This is a genomic window from Bacillus cereus group sp. MG1, from assembly GCF_040460035.1.
In the GTDB taxonomy this organism is placed as follows: domain Bacteria; phylum Bacillota; class Bacilli; order Bacillales; family Bacillaceae_G; genus Bacillus_A; species Bacillus_A cereus.
In genome coordinates this window covers 271,006-288,133 of sequence record NZ_JARVGY010000002.1, presented here as the reverse complement: position 1 = coordinate 288,133, position 17,128 = coordinate 271,006, and the positions used below count along the sequence as shown (strand labels likewise).

Below are 17,128 nucleotides of genomic sequence, written 5' to 3'. Positions count from 1 at the left end.
CGAAATAAACCCTAACGGGTTTCATTTTTTAACTTATGCAACTTTCTTTTGTTTTCTATATCCACTATACTCATAGATAACACCCATAATATCAAAGACTGTCTTTTTCTCATATCGATGAGATTTCCGGCCATTTTTCTGTAGTAGGGTAAACAGGCGGATTAAGACCTTTGCTATTTCTTGGGTGTTTCTCTGTATTGCTTGATATAACAGGGATAGATGATCTTGAATCATCCCAATTGCTTTATATTCACTTAATTCTCTTTTGTGCTTTTGCAACAAAAGTTGGCGCATCTTAAACATCGTAGAAGAACAGATAAAAATGGCAATGAGCTTTCCATACACATGGCATTCTAATCTCTCTTGCTTGATAGTTTGCCAGTGATGAATTTGAAATAAAGATTTCCACGTTTTAAATATGATTTCTATCTGCCAGCGAAGGGAGTAAAAATCATGGATTTGTTCCATCGGAACCATCTCCCAAGGCGTATTCGTAACATATATGTTGATACCTGTTAATCGTTTACTTTTTTCTGAAAACGTAATTCCCTTTTTACTTTCGGTATAGCTTTGTTTTTTTCTACGTTCCAGTATTTGTTCCTCTGTTAATCGGTAGATAATTACTCTTGTAACTAATCTTTGATTCTTGCCAATATACGCCTCTTTTATTTCATATGTTTGTCCTGATTTTAACGTGTGCATAATGTTCTCTAAATCCACCTGGATATACTGTGATTGTTTTTTGATTGTCCCATTTCGAAAGTATTCCGGAAACGGATTTTTCGTATAGACGGTATGGTTTAACTTAAGTCTTGATATATAGCACACTCCACGTTGATCCATTTGATCTAAGTCTTCCAATGAAAAATAGCCTAAATCACGAATACACAGATCACCCGGCCGTAAGGTATCTAAGCAATCTGTTCCAAATGTTTTATCATTATGTTTTCCTGGACCTACCTGGAAGTTTAGAAACTGTCCGCTGTGTAAGTCATATTCTAATTGAATCTTGATGCCTGCTGTTTGTGCACAACCACCTGATCCAGGATATACATGAGCTAAATGTTTTGGTACTTGGAAAATCGTCGCATCTAAAATACGAATGCGTTGAAAATACATGAGTGCTGCACTTGAAATAGTTGATGTTTTACAAAGTTTACTTTTCCATAATGCAGAAAAAATATATTTCAAAAATTCAACTGCTTTTTTATCAAAGCGTTTATTGAGTCCTTCTGGACTCATAAGAGTGCCTGTGGCTGCGTGTAATTGACTGCATAGTCGAACGAGAGAATCGCTCGCTGTACGTTGACTTACCCAGATACATATGGTAGCTAATTCATTTCCTGAAAACTTTCGTTTTCTTTTTACAAACCCTAATTCTTTTGCGAGTTCTTCCAAAAGAGAGGGAGTTAAATGACGATACAGCTCTTCAGAAAATAGTTGTAATTCATCTTGAATCGAAAGATTCATAAAAAATGTCACCCTTTCTAGCTAGCTTTTTAGAAAGGATAACTTTTTTTGACACTTGGGGGTAGTGAAAATTCTTAAGTTGATGGGCATGTGGTGCTACCCCACATCCATCAACTTAAGGATTTAGACTATTTTTGAAGTTAAAAGCACGTTACTATTTTCTTATGTTAATAAGAAAGGGTGACGTGTTTTTTATGAATATGAATCAAAAACAAGAATTATCTTTATTCGCTGAAGAGTTATATCGATATATGTCTCCCGCTACACTTAATCAATTAGCCATAGAAGCAGGCGGAATGAAACGAAAACGTAAGTGCCACGGGCACCATTTCTTATCTTTGTGTGTATGGCTAAATCAACAAGTCGCTACTACCTCTCTTACTCAACTATGTAGTCAATTAGAAACTTCAACAGGAGTTTTATTAAGTCCGGAAGGACTTAATCGGCGATTTAACTCTGCTTCTGTAGCCTTCTTTCGAACTGTATTTACTACACTTCTACAAGCTAAAATTGGAGGCGTATCTAAGATTTCTCATTCTCTTTCTTCCTACTTTGAGCGCATTCGCATCCTTGATTCTACAACCTTTCAGGTTCCAGATCGATTCGCATCTACCTATCCTGGTGCCGGAGGATGTAGTCATAAAGCTGGTGTGAAAATTCAACTAGAGTATGACTTGTTGAGTGGGGAATTTTCTGATGTGAAAATTGAACCAGGAAAACGAAGTGATCAGGTGTATGGTGCGACTCGAACAGGCATGATACAAAAGAATGAGCTGTATATTCGTGACTTAGGATATTTTCGTCTACAAGACTTTAAGTCTATTCAAGACAAGCAGGGGTATTATTTATCTCGTCTTAAGTTACCAACTAAAATATATAGAAAAGAGTTCGAAACAGTGGTATTTAAAACAAAACCCTCTCAATTGAAACCAGTATATATACAAATTCATTTGGAAGACATTATGAAACAACTACAACCTGGCCAAGTGTATGAATTACACGATGTATATGTAGGGAGTAAGGACAAATTGCCTACTCGTATTGTAGTTTATAGGTGTACCGAGGAGCAAAAACAGAAACGCCTACGTGACCGAGCTATTCGTGAAAAGAAAAAAGGAATTACATATACAGAGCGTACAAAGCTTTTACAAGGTATTACGGTATATATGACAAACATTCCTACGGAATGGGTACCAAAAGAGAAAATCTATGATTTATATTCATTACGTTGGCAAATTGAGCTGTTATTTAAAATATGGAAATCTTGGTTTCAAATTCATCGTTGTAAATCTATTAAACAAGAGCGATTAGAATGTCATCTTTATGGGCAACTCATTAGTATTCTATTATGTTCTTCTACTATGTTTAAAATGCGAGAACTCCTATTACGTAAGAAACAGAAAGAGCTAAGTGAATATAAAGCGATGTACATAATTAAGGATTATTTTTCACTTTTTTACCAAGCATTACACAAAAACACCCAAGAATTATCAAAGGTTCTCCTTCGTCTGTTTAACCTCCTACAGCACAACGGACGAAAATCTCATCGATACGAGAAAAAGACAGTCTTTGATATTTTGGGTGTTATCTATGAGTATACCACTTCTACTCATCAGGTAGCATAGTAAAAAATTGAAACCCGTCAGGGTTTATTTGATATGCCCGCTTTTATAAAATCTACAAAAGATAATAAAAAACTATATGGAAAGGCCGCATTTTGTTTAAAAATATACCTTAAGTTGATGGATGTGTGGTGCTACCCCATATTGATCATATTTTAAAATATAGTGTGCATCAATTACCGTATTATGTGATTGATGGTGATCATATTCAAGTGCGTGACTTACAAATCAAACTGATGAAAGAGAATCCGCAATCCGCTCAAATATCTGGTTTATTTTGTTTTGTGTATGAGTAAGAACCGAAGGTTTGTAAAAAAGAAATTGGAATAAATACCATCCATTTTTTCAAGAAAGATTTTTTTATTAGAAAGGAATCTTTCTTACACAGGAGAATACTAAGATTGAGAGTAGAGATATATAGATGTCAATACAATAAAGAGTCTGTCAGGTTTTTTGAAAGATATGATTTGAACATGTAATAGATTTATAGTATAGGAGGAAAAAGTATGAATCGAAATAATCCAAATGAATATGAAATTATTGATGCCCCCTATTGTGGGTGTCCGTCAGATGATGATGTGAGGTATCCTTTGGCAAGTGACCCAAATGCAGCGTTCCAAAATATGAACTATAAAGAGTATTTACAAACGTATGATGGAGACTACACAGGTTCTCTTATCAATCCTAACTTATCTATTAATCCTAGAGATGTACTACAAACAGGTATTAATATTGTGGGAAGAATACTAGGGTTTTTAGGTGTTCCATTTGCGGGTCAACTAGTTACTTTCTATACCTTTCTCTTAAATCAGTTGTGGCCAACTAATGATAATGCAGTATGGGAAGCTTTTATGGCGCAAATAGAAGAGCTAATCGATCAAAAAATATCGGCGCAAGTAGTAAGGAATGCACTCGATGACTTAACTGGATTACACGATTATTATGAGGAGTATTTAGCAGCATTAGAGGAGTGGCTGGAAAGACCGAACGGAGCAAGAGCTAACTTAGTTACACAGAGGTTTGAAAACCTGCATACTGCATTTGTAACTAGAATGCCAAGCTTTGGTACGGGTCCTGGTAGTCAAAGAGATGCGGTAGCGTTGTTGACGGTATATGCACAAGCAGCGAATTTGCATTTGTTATTATTAAAAGATGCAGAAATCTATGGGGCAAGATGGGGACTTCAACAAGGGCAAATTAACTTATATTTTAATGCTCAACAAGAACGTACTCGAATTTATACCAATCATTGCGTGGAAACATATAATAGAGGATTAGAAGATGTAAGAGGAACAAATACAGAAAGTTGGTTAAATTACCATCGATTCCGTAGAGAGATGACATTAATGGCAATGGATTTAGTGGCCCTATTCCCATTCTATAATGTGCGACAATATCCAAATGGGGCAAATCCACAGCTTACACGTGAAATATATACAGATCCAATCGTATATAATCCACCAGCTAATCAGGGAATTTGCCGACGTTGGGGGAATAATCCGTATAATACATTTTCTGAACTTGAAAATGCTTTTATTCGCCCGCCACATCTTTTTGAAAGGTTGAACAGATTAACTATTTCTAGAAACCGATATACAGCTCCAACAACTAATAGCTTCCTAGACTATTGGTCAGGTCATACTTTACAAAGCCAACATGCAAATAACCCGACGACATATGAAACTAGTTACGGTCAGATTACCTCTAACACACGTTTATTCAATACGACTAATGGAGCCCGTGCAATAGATTCAAGGGCAAGAAATTTTGGTAACTTATACGCTAATTTGTATGGCGTTAGCAGCTTGAACATTTTCCCAACAGGTGTGATGAGTGAAATCACCAATGCAGCTAATACGTGTCGGCAAGACCTTACTACAACTGAAGAACTACCACTAGAGAATAATAATTTTAATCTTTTATCTCATGTTACTTTCTTACGCTTCAATACTACTCAGGGTGGCCCCCTTGCAACTCTAGGGTTTGTACCCACATATGTGTGGACACGTGAAGATGTAGATTTTACGAACACAATTACTGCGGATAGAATTACACAACTACCATGGGTAAAGGCATCTGAAATAGGTGGGGGTACTACTGTCGTGAAAGGTCCAGGATTTACAGGAGGGGATATACTTCGAAGAACGGACGGTGGTGCAGTTGGAACGATTAGAGCTAATGTTAATGCCCCATTAACACAACAATATCGTATAAGATTACGCTATGCTTCGACAACAAGTTTTGTTGTTAATTTATTTGTTAATAATAGTGCGGCTGGCTTTACTTTACCGAGTACAATGGCTCAAAATGGTTCTTTAACATACGAGTCGTTTAATACCTTAGAGGTAACTCATACTATTAGATTTTCACAGTCAGATACTACACTTAGGTTGAATATATTCCCGTCTATCTCTGGTCAAGAAGTGTATGTAGATAAACTTGAAATCGTTCCAATTAACCCGACACGAGAAGCGGAAGAAGATTTAGAAGATGCAAAGAAAGCGGTGGCGAGCTTGTTTACACGTACAAGGGATGGATTACAGGTAAATGTGACAGATTACCAAGTCGATCAGGCGGCAAATTTAGTGTCGTGCTTATCAGATGAACAATATGGGCATGATAAAAAGATGTTATTGGAAGCCGTACGCGCAGCAAAACGCCTCAGCCGCGAACGCAACTTACTTCAAGATCCAGATTTTAATGAAATAAATAGCACAGAAGAAAATGGCTGGAAGGCAAGTAACGGTGTTACTATTAGCGAGGGCGGTCCATTCTTTAAAGGTCGTGCACTTCAGTTAGCAAGCGCACGTGAAAATTACCCAACATACATCTATCAAAAGGTAGATGCATCGACGTTAAAACCTTATACACGATATAAACTAGATGGATTTGTGCAAAGTAGTCAAGATTTAGAAATTGACCTCATTCATCATCATAAAGTCCACCTCGTGAAAAATGTACCAGATAATTTAGTATCTGATACTTATTCTGATGGCTCATGTAGTGGAATTAACCGTTGTGAGGAACAACATCAGGTAGATGTGCAGCTAGATGCGGAGGATCATCCAAAGGATTGTTGTGAAGCGGCTCAAACACATGAGTTTTCTTCCTATATTCATACAGGTGATCTAAATGCAAGTGTAGATCAAGGCATTTGGGTTGTATTGCAGGTTCGAACAACAGATGGTTATGCGACGTTAGGAAATCTTGAATTGGTAGAGGTTGGTCCATTATCGGGTGAATCTTTAGAACGAGAACAAAGAGATAATGCGAAATGGAATGAAGAGGTAGGAAGAAAGCGTGCAGAAACAGATCGCATATATCAAGATGCGAAACAAGCAATTAACCATCTATTTGTAGACTATCAAGATCAACAATTAAGTCCAGAGGTAGGGATGGCGGATATTATTGATGCTCAAAATCTTATCGCATCAATTTCAGATGTATATAGCGATGCAGTACTGCAAATCCCTGGGATTAACTACGAGATGTATACAGAGTTATCCAATCGATTACAACAAGCATCGTATCTGTATACGTCTCGAAATGTCGTGCAAAATGGGGACTTTAACAGTGGTTTAGATAGTTGGAATGCAACAACTGATACAGCTGTTCAGCAGGATGGCAATATGCATTTCTTAGTTCTTTCCCATTGGGATGCACAAGTTTCTCAACAATTTAGAGTACAGCCGAATTGTAAATATGTGTTACGTGTGACAGCGAAGAAAGTAGGGAACGGAGATGGATATGTTACGATCCAAGATGGCGCTCATCACCGAGAAACACTGACATTCAATGCATGTGACTACGATGTAAATGGTACGCATGTAAATGATAATTCGTATATTACAAAAGAATTGGTGTTCTATCCAAAGACGGAACATATGTGGGTAGAGGTAAGTGAAACAGAAGGTACCTTCTATATAGACAGCATTGAGTTCATTGAAACACAAGAGTAGAAGAGGGGATCCTAACGTATAGCAACTATGAGGGGACACTCTGTATAAATAAAGATTAAAAAGAATAGAAAATGAATAGAACCCCCTACTGGTCTTTTTACCAGTAGGGGGTTTTTCACATAAAAAAATGGATTTGTTTACTAAGGTGTATAAAAAACGGAATACCTGATAGAAAAAAGGGAGTACCTTATAAAGAAAGAATTCCATTCACAGTTTCGGTAACCTATAAAGAATGATGGAAGTATCCATTTTTAATTACATTATTTTTCGCAATTATCTCGATGTTCTTCTTTATGCTCACAATGATGATGATCATGACAACAATCGCGTCCATAGCGAACTCTTTCGATATTAATAATATCTAAACTCGTGTAGCATTCATTTCCATTTTTTTTGATCCAGAAAATAAATTCTTCATCTTTTTCTTCCGTTGTTTGATTTAGTAACATAAATAGAAGTAACCTCAAATTGAATTAATTAAATAAATTATAAGTTCAATATTATTTGAAGTTTGCTTGTAAGTGCTTTTTCATTTTCCTTTAAAAATAATTGGGGGAGGTATGGGGAATAAAGCATATGTAGCAAGTGCATAAATAAGTTCATGCACATTCCTTTTATTGCAAAACTAGTAGTAGAACATGAAGAAAGAAGGAAAGAATTGTCGGTTTTAATACTATTAGATACATGTGGGAGTTAAATAAAATTATAATGAGTAATAAATAAAAGAAAAAAAACTAACGATCTTATACATATATTTTTATTTAGGAGATTTAGAAAAATTTAAGAAGGTGAACATATTTTTTAATCGTTCAAAAGTACAACTTATTTTCTTAGCTGCTGTTCTAAGCTGCTATGTTAGCTTCTACTTATTGCTTTTATTTGCTTTTCACTTTAACCATTTTTTTACTGATTTTAATATAAGAATATCATCTTTAATTATTGAAACTATTGTATTCGCTTCATTGCTTTATTCTTTATTATCAAGAAAGATTAGCAAAGACGTCTTCTGGATTTGCATTACCATTGCAATAGGCTGTTTCTTATTAGGAAATTTCATATCCGCTTTTCAAATACTAAATATTGAGATACCGATAGAAAACTTTCATGTCTCTGATGTATTTTTGTTATTTTTCTTATTTCTTTTACTTGTCGCATTCTTTTATAAAATTATAAAAGAATGCAATAAGTGGGAAAAAGCATATTTACTTTGTGATATATCCATTGTGATTACTTCTATATTTACCTTAGAATGGTACATATTTAATAACCCTGCATTTGATAATTTTCATTTTTCAATAGGAGATGTTTTTCTTTCTTTTATTTTTCCAATTATAGATTTATTACTTTTCTTACTTGGAGTCAGTCTGGTATTTCTTCCTGCTATTTTTCATGCAAAGAGTAAATTATATATTTTTATTCTAGTATTAACTGGATTAGCTATTACAGACTACTTATATTTCTATTTACAAGATGATTTATCAGAGCGTTGTGTCATAATGTTAAGATGTTTGTATAGAGTCTTTCTTTTACTCATCGCTATTGCTGCTACAATCCCAAAGAATACTTCTTCTAAAAGAAATTATTTTATTATTAATCCGACATTTGGAGAGAAACTTCTTGGTATATTCCCTTATCTTGCAGTTGCAGTCTTAATTGGCTTTACTTTGAAAGAGCAAACTTCTTCAGCTACATTAATTACGGGAAATTGTATTGCTTTTGTATTTGTACTGATTCGTCATACAATCGTACGAATGCAAAACAAAGAGTTAACTAAAACATTAAAAGTGTTTAATAATCAATTAGAACAAACAGTATCTCAAAGAACAAGGGATTTAATAAATAAATCTAATGATTTAGTAAAAAATCAAGAGAGATTTAAGTCATTATATGAGTATCATCCGGATCCTATTTTAACGATTGATTCAAACGGTATCGTATTAAATATAAACCAGGCTGGAAGTATGTTATTAGGAAAAGAAAGTGCTGCATTGATAGGGAAAGAGTGCTTCTCTATTTTTTTAGATGAAGATAAATCTGAATTGGAAGCAGCTATAAAGAAAGGGAAACGATGTAGTTCATCTTCACTACAGTTACGTGTGAAAAATAACAATGAGAAAGATATACTCTTTTGGTATGTCACTATAGTTCCTATTATGATAGAAGGACAAACCTTTGGGAGCTATGTAATGGTAAAAGACATAACAAGGATGAAACAACAACAGGAAGAGATAAATTACCTTGCATTCCATGATACGGTGACGGAGATTGGAAATCGTATATTCTTCCAACAAGAATTAGATAGATCCATTAAGCGTGTGCAAAAAACACAGGATAAATTTGGGCTCCTGTATATTGATTTAAACCGCTTTAAGACTATTAATGATACACTGGGCCATTCCATTGGTGACAGGGTTTTAAAAGAAGTTGCCAAACGTTTTAGGACATGTCTTTCACCGACAATTCCTCTAGCAAGAATAGGTGGTGATGAGTTTGCAATCATTGTCCATAACCAAACAGAGCAACAGCTATTGAATTTGTGTAAAACTCTATTTCTTATAACTGAAGAACCATTCGTAGTAAATCAGCATAGTTTTTACTTATCTCTTAGTATAGGAATAGCAGTGTATCCATTTGGAGGAATAAATACTACTACACTTTTACAACACGCTGATATCGCTATGTATAGCGCAAAGGAAAAAGGTAACAATGCTGTTTGTATGTATGACGAGACATTATCTCAAAAAGTAACCCGTCGATTACGATTAGAACAGGATTTACCAAATGCAATTGAAAATAATGAGTTGTTTTTATTGTATCAACCACAAATTGACAGTAAGGAAGGTAAGGTTATTGGTGCAGAGGCTTTAATACGTTGGCAACATCCAGAACTTGGGCTGATTTCTCCGTTTGAGTTTATACCTATCGCAGAAGAAACGGCGCAGATTATTTCAATTGGAAAGTGGACGTTACAGAAAGCGTGTCGACAACTGAAAGAATGGCATTCTGCGGGCTTTTCAAATCTAAAGATGGGGATAAATTTATCAGCTATAGAGTTTGAACAGAAAGATTTTGTTCAAACCATTATATATACCATAGAAGAGATAGGAGTACCTGCTAATTCGATTAATTTGGAATTAACAGAGCGAATCGCCATGGTAGATGAAAAAGAAACCTTATCAAAGTTAAAAGCATTAAAATCATTTGGTGTACATTTATCAATTGACGATTTTGGCACAGATTATTCTTCATTAGCATATCTACCTCTTTATCCAATTGATATTTTGAAAATTCCAAGAGAATTTGTTAATCGGATCGGAACTTCTACTGATGGCAGTGAAATTATACAAACCATTATCTCACTTGCTCATACTTTAAACATGAGAGTGATAGCAGAAGGGGTAGAAACGAAAGAACAATTAACAGTATTACAACATAATGCATGTTATTTTATTCAAGGGTATTATTACAGTAAGCCTCTAAAGAAAGGTGAATTTATCAATTTTTTGAAGAGAAAGGTTTAATTGATATATACTTTGTATTACTCTAGGTTTTGAGAATGAGCTAATTAAGTAGCTTTTTAACAACTTTATATTAGCTCATTCTTTACAAATTATAAAAGATGTAATGCTTTTAAATTTCAGAGGAAATATCAAAAGTACAGTTGACCAAACGTAACAAAAGCTTCCCTTAAGGAAAGCTTTTGTTAAAATTCACTTTTTTATTTGAAGACCAACTGTTTCCGCAGTCATCTTCAATTGGACAAAGTTCTATTAATTTTGCGAAAAATTGCTTTCACTATATATAATGCGTATTCAAACACAGATGTTCCATGAAATTATCGTTAGACTAATTGTAAGAAATAATAACATCTATATTTCGTTCTAGAAAAAATAAAAGGGGGGTTAGTTAAGTTTTAATTTTACATTAAATTCGAGTTTAACGTAACCAACAATTGTAGGAATCTAAAATTTTCATTTATATCCATCAAGAGAGAGTATTTATATACCAATTATAGAAGGATTCAAATTATGTATTTTTTACATAATAAAATCAAATTTAAAACGAATAATAAATAGGGTTTAAATCTTAACTTAAGTATGTAAAAAGATAAAAGTTCAACAATGTAAAATTGCTGAACTTTTATTCCTTATTCTTTCCTATTCTGCCTAAACTATCTTTAATAGTTGTTTCCCCAAGTTGTGTATATAGCAAAGCTGTATCTTGACTCGTATGCCCAAGTTGCTGCATCACTTGTAACGAGTCTTTTTCTTCCATATATAATTTATTTGCCAATGTATGTCTTAATTTATGAGGAGACATTCTTTTACCGTAGGCCTTAGTATATTTTTCTACGATATCTTGGATAGCCCTAACCGAAAGAGGCTGTGCAGTATGTTTATACTTCGATAAAAACACATTTTTTAATTCTTTCCCTGGAGCATATTTGTTATCTCGAATTTCCATATATTTTTCTAGATCATTTAATGCAATTGGGGTAATCCATACAGAATCTTCTTTGTTTCCTTTTCGGATTACATCAATGAGTCTTTCTTTTAAGTTTATATCTTCCATACGAAGATCCGCCAATTCACTTACACGAATGCCACTGCCAAGAAAAAGGGAGAGGATTGCTACGTCGCGGTCTTTATCTCTTAGGAAATAGAACAACTGATGTTTTGTTAAAGATTTTTCGTGCTCATACTTAACGTAATTTAAAAACTCTTGATCATCATTATTATGAAATATTTTAGATCTCATACGTTTTGCACGGGCATTTAATGTTTCTTTATCTTTATGTATTTCAATTTTAGCCATTACATTTCTATAAAAATAACATTCTCCATCTTCGTTCTCTGACAGGGAGGTAAGGTATTTAAATAAAGATTTTAAGGCTGAAATTTTCCTGTTAACAGAAGAATTCTGCATGTTCTGTTGTAGTTTTAGAAATCTCATAAAGTTTTCAACATCTTTTTTCTTTAAATTCTCCAAATCAGCGAAGGATATGTCTTTAATGGGTTTTAATTCAATAACTTGTTCAGATAATAGCCAATTAAAGAAGACTCTAAAATCATATACATAATTGAGTAGGGTGGAGGGAGAGGCATCATGCAATTCTTTGTACTCCACAAATTCTTCTATGTAAAAGGGCATTTCATTTAGATTTTCATATAATTTTTTACGATGTACGGATTTTTGACGTTGCTTGCTGTAGTCCATAAAAATCACCTCATATATAATATAACAGAAAACAGAAGCGAACACAAGTTCGCGCTAAATTCAATTTTTACACAAACTTATTTACATAATTAAATTATGGAATACTAAAATATGCTCAAAACTGAATGGTATGTGTAGTTAGTCAAATGAAAATTATAGCTAATTAAGTGATAAATTTGTATAAAACCATAAAAATTAGTGTAAAAACTACATATAAATGTATGTAAAATAAAACAATTTTCATATATAAATTCATACAAATAATCAATATATGAAAACAGTTTAAAATTCGTTATCTAACATGAATTGGCTAATTTAAGCATGATTATGAGGGGTTAATTAGATGAACTTAAGAAAAAATCTTATAAATTAAAATGTAATTTACTATAAAAAATATTAATGACTAACTTAGCATTTAATGATTTCTATATAAAGCATGAATTATATAGGCACATACAAATATAAAGAGATTCATGCTAACGAGCTTAAAATCCTTAAATACTGTATTAGATTTTCATTTAACTATCTTATTGTTCGTAAAATTTGTATTTCGTGCGAAGTTGTGAGTGTTTATTTTTCCACCCTTTTATAAAGCTATCATATACCTTACTTTTCATCAGTATTAATGTCTTTTAGTTTCGGGTACAGTCAGCTATACATATTAATGTTGATTAAATGCTTGTTTATAGAACTTATCCAATATATAACATTTTAATGCAAAACAGTTTGCTTTAACTCCTTAAAACTAAATAGTTGGTGTATTTTTCAAAATTTAATTGTTGTGATGTCGAAATAGAGCATTTCCTTTAATTCTTTTTATTGTAGTCGGTTTAGCTAAGCGTTCCGCTAAATATTATTTAAATGCAGATTTCAAAATGTAACTACTAAATTTTTCTTTCTGTCTCAATGATATAAGTATTCTTTTCATTTTGAGATTTATTCACTTGTTTTTTATAAATCCCTATTAGATATGTTATGTAAACTGTTTAAAAGTAATTTATTGTAAACCCCTTTATATAGCCATTTTTCAAGTCAAATTCCTCCCCTACTTTACCACTCGGTGTATCCTCATTCTGTATGCTTTCTGCTTCATGTAAGTGCAAATCCGTACATCCGCATTCATCATGATATATGCTAAATCAATTCTTTATTTTTTAGATTCATATATTCTTCTAAAGTTAGCTTTTCTTGATATATACTCTCAGCGATATCTCCTACATAACGAATATGCCAAGGTTCATATGCATAACCTGTTATACTGTCCTTACCTTTTGAGTAACGAATGATAAACCCTGCTCGATGTGTGTTATCCCTCAACCATTTTCCTTCCTTCGTATTTGCAAAGGCTAGCTCTAGTTCATTGTTTGCACTTTTAGAAGAAACATCTATAGGTAACATATATCGTTGTATTTCTTTAGGTATCATCATTATTATAAATAGCAAATACATCCTGTAAATCAGTACTCTTAAAAAGTCTAATAATTAATCTTTCTGTTGTGATTTCCAAGTTAGCTTTCCTCCCTTACATTCGTTCTACAAATCATTTTTTATAGTAATTAAACCTCCTTCTTAGATTTCACCTAGAAGATTACATATTTCATCATATTAAATTAAAATCCTTCTTCCACTAACTGCACCGTTAGCTACATAAGAAAAAGAGCTACAATCGCAGCTCTTAAATTACTATTGCATCAATGTGCTTGTACTCAAAAATCAACAATAAAGTTATTTAATTTGAGCTCAATGCCTTCTATCTATTAGTAATAATTTATTAGTTCCCACGCCTTTCATGCATCTCTATTTTTTATTGAGTAAATCTTTACCTCAAACTTACATTGCTTTTGATTATCTTTTTTGATGTAATTTGTCGATGGTCTCTACTTTTCTAACATTCTATGTAGAGTATTTTGGGCTATTCGATTTACATATTACGTTCGTGGTTATGTCATCTCATGCTGTTTTGATTTTCACTAGCCTATCTACTATATTGCTAGAAATCATATTTTACATATTAGATAGGCTAGAATTTTCAGTACCGAATTCAAATAATAAATAGAAAGTTACATGTATTGTACATTCTACATTCTTAAGATATTATGCAAGGAGTACAAACGATGACAGAAGAAAAATACGTGCTGCCGCTTAGAAAATCATTCGAGAAGTACCAGCGGAAGAAGAAAATAACGAAAAATTAAAGTGAGGTTCTCCCTCACTTTTTTCTATGCACTCATAAAGAATATAGATTTTATTCTTTTATAGTTTAATTCCTCTAAATAGCCCAATTACATGCAGTACTTTTACGCAAAGGATACACTTATTAGTTCATTTCTTTCCATTCTTGTTCCAAAATACTGTATAGAAGGGAATCACGCCAGCCATCTTTTAATAATATACACTCACGAATCCTTCCCTCTTTCGTCATTTCATTTTTTCTAACACTTTTTTCGAACCTATATTTCTTGGATCGCAAGTCGCAAAAATACGATGAAGATTTAATTCCTCAAATCCAAATATAATCAGCAACCTTGCTACTTCCGTTGCAAGTCCCATTCCCCAATAATCTGGATTTATGTTATACCCTATTTTTCCCTCCCTATTAGTAAAATCTCGAATCTTAATCTCACCTGCCCCTACCACTCTTTCGTAATCCAATTCAACCAATGCAAAAGAAAATCGACTTCTCGGGACCTTACTTGCATCTTGAAGAACTTGGTTTACAAATTCTTTTGTTTCCGTTTCCGAATTAGGGCCCCATGCTTGGTATCGGAACACAATGGACTTTGATGTGTATATATGTATATCCTTCCAATCATTTTCTTCGATTTCTCGTAGTTTAAATCTATTATGTATTATGTTATGAACCATCTAATTCCCTCCATTAACTTATCTTAATTACAACATGAAAAAAATCGTAAATCCACTGATACTATTTATCTAGTAAAAGAGAATCAGTACATATAACCTTTGTACGTTTCTTCAAACATCTTACTCGAAATTGATCCTACATATTTGAATGTTCCATACCAGAAAATAAGTTCTTGTAGAGATTTGTCAAACACTGTACACTGAATACGTGCCGTCTTTGCCCTTCTCTTTTTAGAGGAGGTGACAATAGAACGTGGAGAATACTAGAACCACCCGTAAACGTTCAGAGAGAGAAAAGAAACGTAAGCGTCTTTTTTCTTTTGGCACAATCGTTACAGCATTCAGTTTCCTTAGAAATATACATTACTTTTTTACCAAAAGTGAAATAGGTAAGGGTATAACTGAATATGTAAGACATCTTCTTAAATAAAAAAGTGCCGCTATAAGTAGCGACACTAAGACCAGTTTGTAGTTATGATTGGGTTCCAAGGTGAAGTACTGACCATACTTTCATTGCACACGACCAATGCAGTATCATTTTGAAGTGCAAAGACGTTGAAACCCAGCTTACTACTCTATATAGTATTGCGACATGCAGTGCTTTTATTCCTGTCTGCGTACGAAAAAAAGCCTTGGTGACCAAACCAAGACTTTTCAAAAAGCTTACGACCTATCAATAGAACGAGAATCAGAACCACCCGACTTCTTGTTCGTTATAATCTAGCTTACACCCTTATTGTACTATACGTTTTTTATATTTTCAACAGTCTGCATTCCTTTCACGCAATATTCATACTTCTAATACTGAAGGTTACCTTACACGACCTCTATCCATTGAAGATTCACGTCACACTGTACATGCTTCATAGAAAAGATACAATAACATTACTATTTTTTAGTCTGTAGCTTGGTATACAATAAGAATATCCAAATACTAGGAGTGATCAGGATGACAAGTACTTTACTACTATTAGCTCTTACTTTGTGCGGAATAAGTGGACTATTCTCTCTAATTAAGAAACTAACTACACCAAAACAAGATGAGGCTAAACGTTTAATTATTATCGAATCATTGTCTATATTAGGAGTTGCATGGATAGGTATTGGACTCTTCTTGTAACATACTTACACATTAATTTCGTTACGAATGAATAAAACTCATTATTCCGTCAATAATACGGATAGGCATTAGCCAAAACTCATTTAAAGTTCTTAGTCTTTCTCTTTTCCCCTTGGAGATTCCTTGACCTGGAGCAGTTAGCTTTACTAACAGCTCCTTTTTTGTATCTGTAAATGCATGATTTGATTTGCATTTGTTTGAATTGCATACAGAATGCTTTCCTAAAGTAATCGGTACATAAAATTCCATTCTATATGAAGACTACCTGTGTAATGTACCAAGCAACTCCTGCTCGTGCATTTACTCTATTAAACTAGATCCTATTTTCACTTCACCTTCTCTACGAAACTTATCCCCATTCTCTATACGACCCAGTTTCCAGTCGTACGGATATTCATCATTATGTAGTTTTTGTAGTATGTATTTATTTCCTCTTTACCTTTAATTCTAAGTCCATATGTCGACTCTCCCAAGTATGCGTATTGAATGTTTCCTGCCTAAAATCAATATACTACTTTGAAATTATTTGAGTGTTAATTCTTTTTATCTAGTATCTATTCCCTATGTGATAATTATAAATTGTAATTAGCTATAAGCATTCCATTTATCACTTTGATATAACGGTTGACCTGTGTCCCAGTCGCACATAATCCATTCCACCGTTCCACTCCCAGCATCTTTAAACTGCATTTGAACTTCTACCTTATCCGTTGTAACATGAAAAACATCCATTGCTGGACTCTTCTACTCTTTCATACGGACTTTTTATGATATGTATGCAGGATTCACCCATACATATACCGAAACCCCAATAGGGAATCATTCCACTAATTACCATCCCCATTTCATACCATTACATTTTGGAGGTTAAACAG

General features: G+C 33.6%; 9 protein-coding genes and 3 pseudogenes. 5 read left to right on the top strand and 7 right to left on the bottom strand.

All coding sequences use genetic code 11. The annotated features are described in order from the left end of the window. Positions 1–33 precede the first annotated feature (33 nt). On the bottom strand, positions 34–1,470 hold the full coding sequence (locus QCI79_RS29225; RefSeq protein ID WP_042991529.1) for an IS4 family transposase: 1,437 nt from the start codon (positions 1,468–1,470) through the stop codon (positions 34–36). Between the two features lie 194 nt (positions 1,471–1,664). On the opposite strand from QCI79_RS29225, the gene QCI79_RS29220 reads away from it, so the two are divergent. From QCI79_RS29220 to QCI79_RS29210, 3 genes are all read left to right on the top strand, one after another. Beyond that, positions 1,665–3,095, top strand: a complete 1,431-nt coding sequence (locus QCI79_RS29220) for an IS4 family transposase (RefSeq protein ID WP_021729018.1) — start codon at positions 1,665–1,667, stop codon at positions 3,093–3,095. A gap of 128 nt (positions 3,096–3,223) precedes the next feature. After that, entirely contained in the window at positions 3,224–3,388 is a 165-nt protein-coding gene (locus tag QCI79_RS29215) for a hypothetical protein (RefSeq protein WP_154302018.1), read from the top strand. Positions 3,389–3,598: 210 nt separating this feature from the next. Beyond that, complete coding sequence (locus QCI79_RS29210) at positions 3,599–7,051, top strand: insecticidal delta-endotoxin Cry8Ea1 family protein (RefSeq protein WP_021727542.1); 3,453 nt, start codon at positions 3,599–3,601, stop codon at positions 7,049–7,051. A gap of 260 nt (positions 7,052–7,311) precedes the next feature. On the opposite strand, the gene QCI79_RS29205 is transcribed toward QCI79_RS29210, so the two are convergent. Then, a complete protein-coding gene (locus QCI79_RS29205) occupies positions 7,312–7,500 on the bottom strand; it encodes a hypothetical protein (RefSeq protein ID WP_021727543.1) in 189 nt (62 codons plus the stop codon). A gap of 339 nt (positions 7,501–7,839) precedes the next feature. Here QCI79_RS29205 and QCI79_RS29200 point away from each other — a divergent pair, with 339 nt between their 5' ends. Then, entirely contained in the window at positions 7,840–10,572 is a 2,733-nt protein-coding gene (locus tag QCI79_RS29200; protein ID WP_374993192.1) for a sensor domain-containing protein, read from the top strand. A gap of 619 nt (positions 10,573–11,191) precedes the next feature. On the opposite strand, the gene xerS is transcribed toward QCI79_RS29200, so the two are convergent. The 4 genes and pseudogenes from xerS to QCI79_RS29180 form a co-directional block, all read right to left on the bottom strand. After that, a complete protein-coding gene (gene xerS, locus QCI79_RS29195; protein WP_000386619.1) occupies positions 11,192–12,268 on the bottom strand; it encodes a tyrosine recombinase XerS in 1,077 nt (358 codons plus the stop codon). A gap of 1,134 nt (positions 12,269–13,402) precedes the next feature. Next, positions 13,403–13,663, bottom strand: a pseudogene (locus QCI79_RS29190) (M15 family metallopeptidase); the annotation flags it as partial. Between the two features lie 22 nt (positions 13,664–13,685). Further along, positions 13,686–13,775: pseudogene (locus tag QCI79_RS29185) on the bottom strand (GNAT family N-acetyltransferase); the annotation flags it as partial. 810 nt (positions 13,776–14,585) lie between these two features. Then, positions 14,586–15,133, bottom strand: a pseudogene (locus QCI79_RS29180) (GNAT family N-acetyltransferase). A gap of 949 nt (positions 15,134–16,082) precedes the next feature. Between QCI79_RS29180 and QCI79_RS29175 the strand changes: the two are divergent. Continuing rightward, positions 16,083–16,253 (top strand): hypothetical protein, encoded by a 171-nt coding sequence (locus QCI79_RS29175; protein ID WP_000204756.1) that lies wholly within the window; start codon positions 16,083–16,085, stop codon positions 16,251–16,253. Positions 16,254–16,838: 585 nt separating this feature from the next. Here the strand turns inward: QCI79_RS29175 and QCI79_RS29170 are convergent. Then, positions 16,839–16,985, bottom strand: coding sequence for a hypothetical protein (locus QCI79_RS29170; RefSeq protein WP_023901419.1), 147 nt, complete (start codon positions 16,983–16,985; stop codon positions 16,839–16,841). Positions 16,986–17,128 lie beyond the last annotated feature (143 nt).